Origin of the sequence: Geodermatophilus sp. YIM 151500 (assembly GCF_025716945.1) — a bacterium.
GTDB lineage: Bacteria > Actinomycetota > Actinomycetes > Mycobacteriales > Geodermatophilaceae > YIM-151500.
On record NZ_JAOVZT010000006.1, the window covers coordinates 130438 to 143585 of the forward strand.

Below are 13148 nucleotides of genomic sequence, written 5' to 3' on the forward strand. Positions count from 1 at the left end.
GGGGAACCGTCAGCGGGGCCTGCTGGGCGCGCAGGTGCGACGCCCCTCTCACAACCGCGGAGGGAGCGTCCAGATCGCCGATCGCGCCGTCCCGGTCAGGCCTCGCTCGGCGACGGCACCGGCTGTGCCGGCTCGCCGGCCCTGCCGTCCACCGGAACCACCCACCGGTCCTCGACCGGCAGCCGCAGCCCGACCGTGCGGCCGGTCGGCACGTCCTGGCGGGGGTCGAGCTCGGCGTCGACCGACGCCGCGCCGGCGGGGCCGGCCACCTCGACCGTCACCAGCGACCGCAGCCCGCGCCGCCGCACGCGCACGACCGTGCCGTCGACGTCGCCGTCCCCGGCGGGCAGCACGGCCACCGCCTCGTGCCGGACGACGAGCACCGCCGGCCCCGACGGCGCGGACGACGGCAGCTCCAGCGAGCCCAGCGCCGACTCGTGCCGCCCGTCGCGCACCACGCCGGTGACCTCGGTGCGACCGCCGAGCAGCCGGCTGACCGAGAGCGAGGCCGGGCGGGCGTAGAGCTCGCGCATCGGCCCGGTCTGCAGCAGCCGTCCGTCGTCGAGGACGGCCACGGTGTCGGCGAGCGCGTCGGCCTCGGCGTGGTCGTGGGTGACCAGCAGGATCGTCGGGTCCAGGCGCATGCGCAGGTCGGCGAGCAGCTCGTGCATCTCCTCGCGCAGCCCGGCGTCGAGCGCGCTGAAGGCCTCGTCCAGCAGCAGCACCCGCGGCTCGGCGGCCAGCGCCCGGGCCAGCGCGACCCGCTGCTCCTGCCCGCCGGACAGCGCCCGGACCGGCCGGTCGCCGAACCCGCCGAGCTGCACCAGGTGGAGGTACTCGTCGGCCCGCCCGCGCGCCTGCCGCCGCGGGACCCCGCGCACCCGGTCGGCGAAGGCGACGTTGTCGCGCACCGTCATGTGCGGGAACAGCAGCGGGCGCTGGAAGACCATCGCCATGCCGCGCCGCTCCGGCGCCACCCCGGCAAGGTCGACGCCGTCCAGCAGCACGCTGCCGCTGGTCGGCTCGTCCAGCCCGGCGGTCAGCCGCAGCACGGTGCTCTTCCCGGATCCCGACGGGCCGAGGATGCCGACGCACGCGCCGCTGGGCACGTCGAGGTCGAAGCCGTCGAGGGCGGGCGGCGTGCCCGCGCCGTGCACCCGGGTCAGGCCGCGCAGCCGCAGCGATCCCCCGCTCACCGGGTCCTCCGTCCACGACGGCCGAGCACGCCCGCCGCGGCCAGCAGCGCCACCGGCGGCAGGATCGAGGCCAGCGAGACCACGGCCACCTGCGCGTCGTTGCCCGTGGCGGCCGCGGCCGAGGCCACGAGCACCGGCAGCGTGGTCAGCTGCCCGCCGCCGACCAGCACGGTGACGATGTAGTCCGACCACCCCACGAGGAAGGCCAGGAAGGCCGCCCCCGCAAGCGCGGGCGCGAGCATCGGCAGCTGCACCGAGCGCACCGCCTGCCACGGTGAGGCGCCCAACGTGCGGGCCTCGTCCTCGAAGCCCCGGTCGTGCGCGGCGTAGGCCGCCCGCATCACGATCACCGTGTAGGGCAGCGCGGCCACCACCAGCAGCACCAGCACGCCGGCCGCGGCCGGCACCCGCAGCCGCAGCAGCAGCACGTCGAGGCCGAGCGCCACCGCGAACGGCGGTAGCACGAGCGGCGACAGCACCACCGCCAGGACGGCGGTCGACGCCGGCACGAGGCGGGAGGCGAGCGCCCGCCCGGCCATGGCACCGAGCGGCGTGGCCAGCACCGCCACCGCCAGGCCGAGCAGCGTCGACCGGCCGAAGGCCGCGCCGGCGTCGCGGGCCAGCGCCTCCCGCAGGCCGCGGGTGCCCCACGCCTGCGGCAGCAGCGCCGGGAAGGCCCAGCGGTCGGCGAAGGCCCACAGCAGCAGCGGGACGACGGGTAGCACCAACCACACGACCAGCACCGCGCGGCCGGCCACCGACGCGGCCCGGCCGGCCCGGGCCCGGGCCGCCCGCGCCCGAGCCGGCCGGGCCCGGGCCGGCCGCGCCACGGGCGCCCGGACGGCGCTCATCGCTCGGCCGCCAGCCGCCGCAGCGCCCGCAGCGACAGCAGGACGACGACCAGCGCCACCCCCGCCGTGGTCACCGCCACCGCGGCCGCCTGCGGCCGCGCGGCCAGGTCGATGGAGGTGAACAGCCGGAAGGCGAGCACGGCCAGCGGCTCCGGGAACGGCCGGCCCAGCAGCGCGGCCACCTCGTACGAGCCGAGCGCGTAGACGAACGAGACCGCGGCGGTCGACCACAGCGCGGGCGCGGCCAGCGGCAGGGTCACGAACCGGAGCCTGGCCCACCGGCCGGCACCGAGCAGCGCGGCCGTCTCGCCGTACGACGCCGAGCGCGACGACAGCACGGCGGTCACCACGAGCGCGATGAACGCCGACTCCTTCCACGCGTACTCGGCGACCACCGCGATCCACAGCCGGCCGCCCACCAGCGACGGCCACGAGGACGGGTCGATGCCGAGCAGGCGGGGGAGGAACCCGGCGTCGGCGAGGAGCAGCCCGATGGCGGCGGCGCCCACCAGGTGCGGGACGGGGATGGTGAGCGACGCCAGCGTGCCCAGCAGCCGGCTGCGGCGGACGGCGGCGGTCGCGGCCAGCGCCAGGCACAACCCGACGAGGGCGGCGATCACCGTGGCGGCGGACGCGATGCCGAGGGAGATGCGCAGCGAGGTGCCCAGGTCCGCGCCCACCGCCCGCCAGGCGTCCACCGACGGCTCGGGTCGTCCCACGAGGGGCGCCAGGCCCGACGCCAGCAGCAGCGCCGATCCCAGCGCGGCGCCGACCACGGCGACCACCGGCACCAGGGCCGGCAGCACGAGCAGGACGGCGCGGCCGCGGGGCCCCGGACGCCGCGGGCGCCGGCCGCCGGCCCCTCCGGATCCGCGGACCGGGCGGGCTGACGGGGACCGTGCCGCGGTCGTCATCACCGTCGGCGCGTCAGTTCGCGGCGATCTGCCGGCGCCAGCCCTCGTCTATCGCGGTGACCCAACCGGCGTCGAGCTCGGGGTCGGCGTCCGCGCTGAGCTCCTCGTACGGCGGCACGACCTCCGACCGCGGCAGCTGCGCGAGCCCGGCCCGCACGTCCTCGGGCAGCCGGTCCTGGTCGAGCACCGGGTACTGCCCCCACACGTCGGGGTCGGCCTTGGCCAGCTGCTGCTCCGGCGAGAGCGCCAGGTCCGCCACCACCATCGCCCCGGCCTGGCTGCCGGAGGTCGAGGGGATGGCCAGGAAGCTGGCGTTGCCGATCGTGCCGTCCTCGACCAGCAGCACGCGCGTGGTCTCCGGGAAGGTGCCGTCGGCGACCAGGTCGGGCAACGTCGCCGGGCCGTAGGTCATCGTGAAGTCGACCTGCCCGTCGGCGTAGAGCGAATCGAGCTCGCCGAGCTCCTGGGGGTAGGTCCGCCCCTCCCGCCACAGCGACGGCTCGAGCTCGGCCAGCCGGTCGAACAGCGAGGGCGCCAGCTCGTCGTACGCCTCCTGCGAGAACTCCAGGGGCACGTTCTGGACGCCTCCGGACACCGCGTAGAGCGCCTGGCGCACGAACACCGAGCCGGTGAAGTCGGGAGGGGCGGGGTAGGTGAAGCGGCCGGGGTTGGCCTCGGCCCAGTCGAGCAGCTCCTCGACGCTGCCCGGCGGGTCCTCGACCCGTGCCCCGTCGTAGACCAGGGCGAACTGCGCCTTGTGCCAGGGCGCCTCGCAGCCCTCGACGTCCAGCCCGAAGTCGCTCGTGACCAGCGGGTCGTCGGGGTCGACGAGGCCGGCGTTGGGCAGCATCGACGTCCAGCCGCACAGCCACGCGCCGGCCTGCTGCCCCGTGGCGAAGTTCTCCCCGTTGACCCAGACCAGGTCGACCTCGCCGTCCTCCACGTCGGCCTGCCGCTCCGAGAGCACCCGGTTCACCGCGTCGGCGGTGTCCGCGACGGGTACCCGCTCGAGGGTCACGCCGAGCTCCGCCGCGGCCGGGGCGAGCACGTCGTCGACGTAGGCGTTGCCCTTGTCGTCGCCGCCGTACATCCACAACCGCACGGTCTGCCCGTCGGCCTCGGCCAGCACGTCGTCCCAGCTGCGCTCGGCCGCGGCGGGCGCGTCGCTGCCCGGTGCCGCGCAGGCGGACAGGGCGGACAGGGTGAGGGCGACCGCACCGGCGGCCACCGCCGGGGACCGTCCTGCGGGGCGTCGTGCGGTCATCGACCTGCGTCCTCCTGGTCCGGTGCGGGAGCGGGCGCGCCTCGAGCACCCGACGGACCTTCGGGCGGAGGGCCGCCTCCGGATGTGGTCGGTGCGGACGTGCGACAAGATCGTGCCCGGCTCATCGGAGTGCCGCCACGCGGAGGTCGCCCGTGCTCGACGCCGCCGCCCGCCGGGTGCTCGACGCCCCTCTGGGCCGGCTGGCCGCCGGTCTCGACCGGCCCGGCGTGACGCCGGACCGGCTCACCGGCCTGGGACTCGCGCTCGGCCTCGGCAGCGCGGTCACCGCCGCGCTGCAGCTGTGGGCGGTCGCGCTGGTGCTGTGGCTCGTCTCGCGCCTGGCCGACGGGCTGGACGGGCCGCTCGCCCGGCGTCGCCGCGCCCGGGGAGCGCCGGGCGACGCCGGCAGCGGCGGCTTCTTCGACATCACCGCGGACTTCTGCGTCTACGGGACGACGGTCGTGGGCGTCGCCATCGGCGCCGCGCGCGGGCACGGCGCTCCGGTGTGGCCCTTCCTGCTCGTCCTGCTGGCCTACTACGTCAACGGGACGGCGTTCCTCGCCTTCTCGTCGATCGCCGAGCGGTCCGGACGGCGGCTCGACGACGGCCGGTCGCTGTCGTTCCTGGGCGGGCTGGCCGAGGGCACGGAGACGATCGTCGTGCACTCGCTGTGGCTGCTGCTGCCGCAGCACGCCGACGTCGTCGCCGGCTGCTGGGCGGCGCTGGTCGCGCTGAGCGCCGGCCAGCGCGTGGTCGCCGGCTACCGCGCGCTGCGCTGACGGTCCAGCCGGCGACCCCTCAGGCGGACGGCGGCCCGCAGCAGGGGGCGGACCGGGAACGAGGCCAGCCGGTCGCGCACGTCGTCGAGCGCCGCGTCCACGACCGCGTCGTTGTAGGTGGGGTACGGGTGCGTCGTGCCGGCGAGGTCCGACGCCCGCAGGCCCCGGCGGACGGCGAGGGCGAGCTCGCCGAGGGTCTCCCCGGCGCGGGGGCCGACCACGGTGGCGCCCACGATCCGCCGCCGCCGATCGAGAACCAGCGTCGTGAACCCCTCGGTCCCGGCCTCGGTGACCGCGCGGTCGACGGTCTCGTGGCCGACCCGGCGGAGCGTCAGCCCGCGCGCCCGCCCGTCCTCCGGTGACACGCCGACGGAGGCGACCTCGGGCGCGGTGTAGGTGACCCGCGGGACGACGCGGTCGACCTCCCGCCGCAGGCCGAGCACGGCGTTGCTCGCCGCGATGCTGCCGTGCACCCCGGCGGTGTGCGTGAAGTACGGCGGGCCGGTCACGTCGCCGGCGGCCCAGATCCGCGGGTTCGTGGTGCGCAGCGTCCCGTCCACGACCACCCTGCCGTCGTCGGCGCGTCGCACCCCGGCGTCCGCGCACCCCAGCATCCCGGTGCGCGCCCGCCGGCCCACGGCGACCAGCAGCGCGTCGAACGCGATCCGCGTCCCGTCGGCGAGCGCGAGCTCCCCGCGCGCGACCGACGCGGCCTGCTGGCCGAGCCGCACGTCGACGCCGTCGCGGCGCAGGGCCGCCGCGACCACCGCGGACGCCTCCGGGTCCTCGCCGCCGAGCAGCCGCCGGGCGCCGTCGACCACGGTGACGCCGGCACCCAGCCGGGCGAAGGCCTGCCCCAGCTCGCAGCCGATCGGCCCGCCGCCGAGCACGACCAGCCGCCCGGGCAGCTCGGTCAGCTCGTCCCAGACCGTCTCGCTGGTCAGCGGCCGGGCGTCGGCCAGGCCGGGCACCGGGGGCAGCAGGGGATCGGCCCCCGTGGCGAGCAGCGCCGACCGGAAGGTGACGGCCCGGCCGTCCACCCGCGCCGTGTCGGGACCGGTCAGCACGGCGGTCCCCGCCAGGACGCGGACGCCGGCGGCCCGCAGGGTCGCGGGGGAGTCGTCCGGCTCGATCGTCCCGATCGCCGCGCGCACGTGCGCGCGGACCCGGGCGAAGTCGACCGACACCCGGGGGACGTCGACGCCGAGGGCACCGGCCCGTCGGGCGTCGGCCGCGGCAGCGGCGGCAGCCAGCAGCGATTTGGAGGGCACGCACCCGGTCCAGAGGCAGTCACCTCCGGTGCGGTGCCGCTCGACGAGCAGCACCCGCGCACCGAGGGCCGCGGCGGTCCGCGCGCCGACGATCCCGGCGGTGCCCCCACCCAGGACCAGGAGGTCCACCACCCCGGTGTCGCCGTCGGCCGTGTTCCCGCTGCTCGGCATGGCACTCCTCGGGGTCGTCCGCCGGCGGCTCGGCGGAGGCCCCCACGCTAGGTGGCGGGCGGCTGCGGATGGTTCAACCGGATGGTTGACGAAGGCGTGCAGGAGCGCTAGCGTCGTCTACAACCGCTCGGTTGAGGAACAGGGAGGGTGTCGTGGCGGCGGACCGGCTCTCGCGGGTGTTCTCGGCCCTGGCCGATCCCACCCGGCGCGACATCGTGGCGCGGCTCGCCGTGGGCGACGCCACGGTCGGCGAGGTGGCCGCGCCGTACGACGTCACCGTCCAGGCGGTCTCCAAGCACCTCAAGGTGCTCGAAGGGGCCGGCCTGGTCAGCCGCAGCCGCCAGGCGCAGCGGCGTCCGGTGCACCTCGAGGCGGAGGTGCTCGACCTGATGACCGCGTGGATCGAGCGGTACCGGCGGCAGGCCGAGGAGCGCTACCGCCGGCTGGACGACGTCCTCCGGTCCATGCCGGACGACGCGAGCACGTCCCCCGCAGCGCAGGAAGGGAGCCCGTCATGACCGCCACCCGGCACTCCGAGACGCAGATCGTCGTCGATCCCGATGTCCCGCTCGTCCGGATCATCCGGGAGTTCGACGCCCCGAAGGAGAAGGTGTTCCGGGCGCACGTCGACCCCGACCTGCTCGTCCAGTGGCTCGGTCCGCGTGGCGTGCAGATGCGCATCGACCGGTACGACTGCCGCAGCGGCGGGTCGTACCGCTACGTCCACACCGGCGACCAGGGGGAGGAGTACGGCTTCCGCGGCTGCTTCCACGAGGTCCGGCCCGACGAGCTGATCGTGCAGACCTTCACCTACGAGGGCGAGCCCGACGGCGTCGCGCTGGAGAAGTTGACGCTCGAGGGCGTCGGCGACGGGCGCACCCGGCTCACCACCACCTCGCTGGTCGACTCCTTCGCCGACCGCGACGCCATGGTCGCCAGCGGGATGGAGGTCGGCGTCCGGGAGGGCTACGAGCGCCTCGACGAGCTGCTCGCCCGCTGACGTCGAGTGGATCCGTGCGCGTGACGCGCACGGATCCACTCCGCACCGTCCGGGCGCGGCGCGGATCCGGTCCGGACCGACTGGTAGACAGGCGGGGTGCCACCCCGCCACCCCGTCGACGAGACCTTCCTCGCCCTGCCGCTGAACGCCCTGGCGGAGGCAGCCCTCACCCGCGCGGTCGACCTCGGCTGCGAGCACGCCGACCTGCGGGTCGAGCGGATCCGCACCCAGAACATCCGGTTGCGCGACGCCCGGCTCGAGGCGCTGGCCGACGCGGAGGACCTCGGCCTCGCCGTCCGCGTGGTGCACGAGGGCACCTGGGGTTTCGCCGCCGGCGTCGTGCTGACCGCAGCCGAGGCGGTCCGCCTGGCCGAGCAGGCCGTGGCGGTGGCGCGGGTGTCGGCCGCGCTGAGCAGCGACCGCGTCGAGCTCGCGCCCGAGCCGGTGGAGCGTGACGGGACGTGGGTCTCCGACTACGACGTCGACCCGTTCACCGTGCCGGACGCCGACAAGACCGGCCTGCTCACCGAGCTGTCGGAGCGGCTGCTGGCCGCCGACGGCGTCGAGCACGTGCAGACCACCTGCATGCTGGTCAAGGAGCAGAAGTTCTACGCCGACACCGCCGGCACCCGCACCCGGCAGCAGCGCGTGCGGCTCAACCCCGACATCACCGCCCTCACCGTCGACCGCGCCACCGGCTCGTTCGAGAGCATGCGCACCCTCGCCCCACCGGCCGGGCGCGGCTGGGAGTACCTCACCGGCACCGGCTGGGACTGGCAGGCGGAGCTGGCCGAGATCCCGGAGCTGCTGCAGGAGAAGGTCAAGGCGCCGTCGGTCGAGGCCGGGCGCTACGACCTGGTCATCGCGCCGTCCAACCTGTGGCTGACCATCCACGAGTCGGTCGGGCACGCCACCGAGCTCGACCGGGCGCTGGGCTACGAGGCCGCCTACGCCGGCACCTCCTTCGCCACGGTCGACCGGCTCGGCACGCTGCGCTACGGCTCCCCGCTGATGGCCGTCACCGGCGACCGCACGGCCCCGCACGGGCTGTCGACGGTGGGCTGGGACGACGAGGGCGTCGCCGGGCAGCGGTGGGACATCGTGCGGGACGGCGTGCTGGTCGGTTACCAGGTCGACCGCAACATGGCCCGGCTGCGCGGCATGGACCGCTCCAACGGCTGCGCCTTCGCCGACGGCCCGCACCGCGTGCCGGTGCAGCGGATGCCGAACGTGTCGCTGCAGCCCGCACCCGGCGGCCCCTCGACGGAGGAGATCATCGCCGGCGTCGACCGGGGCATCTACGTCGTCGGCGACAAGAGCTGGTCGATCGACATGCAGCGCTACAACTTCCAGTTCACCGGCCAGCGCTTCTACCGCATCGAGGGCGGCAGGCTCGCGGGGCAGGTGCGCGACGTGGCCTACCAGGCGACGACCACCGACTTCTGGGGCGCGATGACACGGGTCGGCGGGCCGCAGACCTACGTCCTCGGTGGCGCCTTCAACTGCGGGAAGGGTCAGCCCGGCCAGGTCGCCCCGGTCAGCCACGGGTGCCCCGCCGCGCTGTTCGAGCAGGTCAACGTCCTCAACACGGTGCAGGAGGGAGGACGGTGACCGCCTCGTCGAGCAACGTCCCGGCCCAGGACCTCGTGGAGCAGGCCCTGGCGGCCTCGACCGCCGACGAGCAGATCGCCTACGTGGTCGAGAGCTCGGAGGCCAACCTGCGGTGGGCGAGCAACAGCCTGACCACCAACGGGGCGATGCGCTCCCGCCGCGTCGTGGTCATCAGCTTCGTCGACGGTGGCGCCGGCATGGCTGCCGGCACCGTCGCGCGCACCGGCACCCCGGACGTCGCCCAGCTGGTGGCCGCCAGCGAGCAGGCCGCGCGCGACGCCGGGCCGGCCGAGGACGCCATGCCGCTCATCAGCGAGAAGCCGCCGTCGTCCGGCGACTGGGACGCCGATCCCGCCGAGACCTCGATCGAGGTGTTCACCGACTTCGCGCCGGCGCTGGGCCAGGCCTTCGGCGAGGCCCGCGACCGCGGCCAGCTGCTGTTCGGCTTCGCCGAGCACACGATGGAGACGGTCTACTTCGGCTCCTCGACCGGCCTGCGGCTGCGCCACGACCAGCCCACCGGCCGGGTCGAGCTGAACGGTAAGAGCGCCGACTTCGGCAGGTCCGTCTGGGCCGGCGTTGGCACCCGCGACTTCCGCGACGTGTCGGTGCCCGACCTGGCCGCCGAGGTCACCCGCCGCTACGAGTGGTCGCAGCGGCAGCTCGAGCTGCCCGCCGGACGCTACGAGACGCTGCTGCCGCCGTCGGCCGTCAGCGACCTGATGATCTACCTGTACTGGACGATGGAGGCGCGGGACGCCGACGAGGGGCGCAACGTCTTCGCCCGACCCGGCGGCGGCAACCGGATCGGCGAGCGGCTCGCCGCGCTGCCGCTGACCCTGCGCAGCGACCCGTTCGCGCCCGGCCTCGAGTGCGCCCCGTTCCAGGTGGTGAGCGGTTCGTCGGGCAGCGCGTCGGTCTTCGACAACGGCATGGCCGTCCCCGCGACCAACTGGATCGAGGACGGCACGCTCACCAACCTCGTCCGGCCCCGGGCCTGGGCGCTGCGGACGACGGCGCCGGCCACCGCGGCCGGCGACAACCTCCTCCTGGAGGACGCGGCGGCGACGGCCTCCCTCGACGAGATGGTGGCCGCCACCGATCGCGGCCTGCTGCTCACCACGCTCTGGTACATCCGCGAGGTCGACCCGCAGACGTTGCTGCTCACCGGGCTCACCCGCGACGGCGTCTTCCTCGTCGAGAACGGGGAGGTGACCGGTGCGGTGAACAACTTCCGCTTCAACGAGTCGCCGGTCGACCTGCTCGCCCGCACCGTGCAGGCGGGCCGGACGGAGCGCACGCTGCCGCGTGAGTGGAACGACTGGTTCACCCGGACGGCGATGCCGCCGCTGCGCGTGCCCGACTTCAACATGAGCAGCGTCAGCCCCGCCAGCTGAGCCGGGATGCGCGTCCCCTCTGGGTCCCGCCGGGACCCCGGGGCGGGTACCCCGGGCGTGACCACGCCGACTGTGCGGTTCCACAACAGCGGGTCCGCACGTCTGGCGACAACTGCTGGCGACAGCCGCCGTCCGCCCCCTTACGCTCGGTGCCGGAACCACCACCGAAAGCTCTCGTCGATCGGGTTGGCTCCGCAGGGCTCAACCGGAGCGGCCGTCATGCCGATACCGGATGCAGCACCTCCGCGTCCGGCCCCGGACGCCGACCCGCACCGCGCAACGCGACCTCCCGCACCGGGAGCCGTCGAGGGGAGGACTCCCGTGACCAGGAGTCGCAAGCCGTCCGTCTTCCAGATCGGCAAGGTCCGCGACGACGGCCGCACGGTGGTCATCTCCGGCTGGGGATTGGGCCTGTGCGCCGCGGCCTGCAGCTGCCACCGCCACCCCTCCGCCGGGCACCTGGCCATCGCCGAGGACCAGGCGGGCGGCAAGCTCGGCCTGGCCAGCTTCCGCGACGGCGGCTGCGACTGCTGCGAGCCGTGGACGGCCGAGGAGCTGTCCGCGATCCTGCGCGACTTCACCGCACTCTCCGGGCTGGACGCCCAGGAGCCCCTCGCCGGCTGACCGCCCCGGTCCGGCGGATGTCCCCGCCGCCCGCCGCCGGTCCCGGCCGCTCGTCACCGCCCCGGGACCGGCTCGTGTGCCCGGGCCGTTCGCGCCCGTCGGGCAGTCCTGCCCCGGCCCGCCCGCTCCGCCCGGCTCGCTCGCCCGGCGCACCGCGCGGCTCGCCCGCCGGGCGTGCCGCGCGATGTCCAGAGGTACCGGCGGGCCGGCTGTGACGACCGGGACGCCGTGCGATCGGTGTGACGCCCGGGACGGTGACGCCTCCGTCGTCCCGCGCGCCACCCGCTACGTGCAGGCGGTCTCTCCCTACCGTCCGTCCCGACGCGCCTCTCTTCCCTGCCCGGATCCCGGGCACGGGCGCCGACGGACGGAGGACGACGGTGCAGCACACGCGGACCACCCCCCGCCGCCGGACCGCCCGCGCCGCGACCGCCGTGGGTGCCGTGCTCGTCGCGCTGGCCACCGGCGTGCTCGCGCCCGCTCCGGCGTCGGCCGAGCCGGCCACCGTGGCCGAGGCCGGGGCCCAGGTCGAGCAGGCCGCGCTGCAGCTGACCCAGATCGACGAGCAGGTGCACGAAGCCGAGGTGACGGTGGCCGCCCAGCAGGCGGCCGCCGCGACCGCCGCGCAGCACGCCGCGGAAGCGCAGGCCGCGCTGGCCGCGCTGGAGCCGCGGCTGGCCGCGATCGCCCAGAGCGGCTACACGGGGCGGACGCAGTCGCGGATGGCGGCGTTCCTGACCAGCGAGTCCGCCACCGAACTCGTCCAGCAGATGACCACCCTGGACATGATCGCCGACCACACCGAGGCGGTGGTCGCCGAGGTCGCCGCCGCGCAGCGCGCCGCCGCCGAGGCGCAGGCAGCCGCCGACCAGGCGGCGGCCACCGCGCGTGCGGGGCTGGAGGAGCTGCAGGCGCAGAAGGCCCAGCTGCAGACCCGGGTGGCCGAGTACCAGGCGATCTTCGCCCGGCTGACCGCGGCCGAGCAGGCCCGCGTCACCGAGCGGCTGGCCGGCCCGGCGCTGGAGGCGCCGGCGACCGCGGAACTCCCGCCGGCGCCCAGCGGCGCCGCGGGGGCCGCCGTACGGGCCGCCCTGGCCCAGATCGGTGCACCGTACGAGTGGGGCAGCTCCGGGCCGCGCGGCTTCGACTGCTCCGGCCTGACCCGCTTCGCCTTCGCCGCGGCCGGCGTGGAGCTGCCGCACTCCAGCCGGGCGCAGGCCGGCATGGGCACCAGGGTGTCGCGCGACCAGCTGCAGCCCGGTGACCTGGTCTTCTTCTACTCGCCGATCAGCCACGTCGGGCTCTACATCGGCAACGGTAAGATGGTGCACGCCCGCACCTTCGGCCGCCCCGTCGCGGTCACCAGCGTCGACCAGCGCGGCTACGCCGGCGCCGTCCGCATCTCCGCCCCCGCCGGCTGACCGGGCCCCCGCCGGAGCCGCCGCGCTCCCACCCGGAGAGCGTCGGCGCACCGCCGGCGCTCAGTACGGGCGGCGGCCCTCCCTCAGCATCTCCACCAGCGCGCCGATCCGGCGTGCTCGGGTCGCCGGCGTGCCGGCGGTGTGCACCCGCCACAGGACGGCGTAGCGGTTGCTGCCGTCCAGCGCCTCGAACGCCCGCTGCGCCGCGGGGTCGGCGGCCAGCGCGGCGGCCAGGTCGTCGGGCACGGTCGCCTCGGCCTGCCCGGGGTAGGCGCGGTCCCAGCGGCCGTCGGCGCGTGCCGCCTCCACGGCCGCCAGCCCGGCCGGGCGCATCCGGCCCGTGGCGGTCAGCGCGGCGACCGTCTCGACGTTCTTCCGCGACCAGACGCTCCGCGGCCGGCGCGGGGTGATCCGCTGCGCCCAGAACCGGTCGTCCAGCCGCTGCGCCCGCCCGTCGATCCAGCCGAAGCACAGCACCGCCTCGACGAGCTCGGTCTGCGTCACCGACGGGATCCCGGTGCCCTTCTTCGCGAGCCTGACCCACGCGCCGGGCGCGGCGGCGTGCTCGGCCTCCAGCCACGCCTCCAGTGCGGCCCGGTCGGCGAAGTCCAGCAGCGGGAGGTCGTCGGGGACGGTCACGTCGCCGATG

Annotated in this window: 13 protein-coding genes; 7 read left to right on the top strand and 6 right to left on the bottom strand. The window is 76.0% G+C overall.

The features are described from left to right. Positions 1-95: 95 nt before the first annotated feature. The 4 genes from OF117_RS12200 to OF117_RS12215 all read right to left on the bottom strand — a co-directional run bounded on the left by OF117_RS12200 (position 96) and on the right by OF117_RS12215 (position 4189). Entirely contained in the window at positions 96-1196 is a 1101-nt protein-coding gene (locus OF117_RS12200) for an ABC transporter ATP-binding protein (RefSeq protein ID WP_263553112.1), read from the bottom strand. Beyond that, positions 1193-2047 (bottom strand): ABC transporter permease, encoded by an 855-nt coding sequence (locus OF117_RS12205; protein WP_263553113.1) that lies wholly within the window; start codon positions 2045-2047, stop codon positions 1193-1195. Before OF117_RS12205 ends, OF117_RS12200 begins: the two co-directional genes overlap by 4 nt. Next, positions 2044-2853: an ABC transporter permease gene (locus OF117_RS12210; protein ID WP_263553114.1), complete on the bottom strand. Its 810-nt coding sequence runs from the start codon at positions 2851-2853 to the stop codon at positions 2044-2046. Before OF117_RS12210 ends, OF117_RS12205 begins: the two co-directional genes overlap by 4 nt. Before the next feature lie 121 nt (positions 2854-2974). Next, complete coding sequence (locus OF117_RS12215; protein ID WP_263553115.1) at positions 2975-4189, bottom strand: ABC transporter substrate-binding protein; 1215 nt, start codon at positions 4187-4189, stop codon at positions 2975-2977. Between the two features lie 188 nt (positions 4190-4377). Here OF117_RS12215 and OF117_RS12220 point away from each other — a divergent pair, with 188 nt between their 5' ends. Beyond that, the gene (locus OF117_RS12220; RefSeq protein WP_263553116.1) at positions 4378-5004 is read left to right on the top strand and encodes a CDP-alcohol phosphatidyltransferase family protein; all 627 of its coding nucleotides are present in this window, start codon (positions 4378-4380) and stop codon (positions 5002-5004) included. Here the strand turns inward: OF117_RS12220 and OF117_RS12225 are convergent. Then, entirely contained in the window at positions 4986-6446 is a 1461-nt protein-coding gene (locus OF117_RS12225; protein WP_263553117.1) for a dihydrolipoyl dehydrogenase family protein, read from the bottom strand. The genes OF117_RS12220 and OF117_RS12225 overlap by 19 nt on opposite strands. 152 nt (positions 6447-6598) lie before the next feature. Between OF117_RS12225 and OF117_RS12230 the strand changes: the two genes are divergently transcribed. The 6 genes from OF117_RS12230 to OF117_RS12255 all read left to right on the top strand — a co-directional run bounded on the left by OF117_RS12230 (position 6599) and on the right by OF117_RS12255 (position 12499). Next, positions 6599-6964 carry an ArsR/SmtB family transcription factor gene (locus OF117_RS12230; protein ID WP_263553118.1) on the top strand — a complete coding sequence of 122 codons (366 nt, stop codon included), beginning with the start codon at positions 6599-6601 and terminating at the stop codon, positions 6962-6964. Next, a complete protein-coding gene (locus OF117_RS12235; RefSeq protein WP_263553119.1) occupies positions 6961-7446 on the top strand; it encodes an SRPBCC family protein in 486 nt (161 codons plus the stop codon). Before OF117_RS12230 ends, OF117_RS12235 begins: the two co-directional genes overlap by 4 nt. A gap of 96 nt (positions 7447-7542) precedes the next feature. After that, positions 7543-9057, top strand: coding sequence for a TldD/PmbA family protein (locus OF117_RS12240; protein WP_263553120.1), 1515 nt, complete (start codon positions 7543-7545; stop codon positions 9055-9057). Then, on the top strand, positions 9054-10454 hold the full coding sequence (locus OF117_RS12245; RefSeq protein ID WP_263553121.1) for a metallopeptidase TldD-related protein: 1401 nt from the start codon (positions 9054-9056) through the stop codon (positions 10452-10454). The genes OF117_RS12240 and OF117_RS12245 overlap by 4 nt, the downstream gene beginning before the upstream one ends. 321 nt (positions 10455-10775) lie before the next feature. Beyond that, on the top strand, positions 10776-11078 hold the full coding sequence (locus OF117_RS12250; protein ID WP_263553122.1) for a hypothetical protein: 303 nt from the start codon (positions 10776-10778) through the stop codon (positions 11076-11078). 380 nt (positions 11079-11458) lie between these two features. Next, positions 11459-12499: a C40 family peptidase gene (locus tag OF117_RS12255; protein WP_263553123.1), complete on the top strand. Its 1041-nt coding sequence runs from the start codon at positions 11459-11461 to the stop codon at positions 12497-12499. Positions 12500-12559: 60 nt separating this feature from the next. On the opposite strand, the gene OF117_RS12260 is transcribed toward OF117_RS12255, so the two are convergent. Next, on the bottom strand, positions 12560-13138 hold the full coding sequence (locus tag OF117_RS12260; protein WP_263553124.1) for a YdeI/OmpD-associated family protein: 579 nt from the start codon (positions 13136-13138) through the stop codon (positions 12560-12562). Positions 13139-13148: the final 10 nt, after the last annotated feature.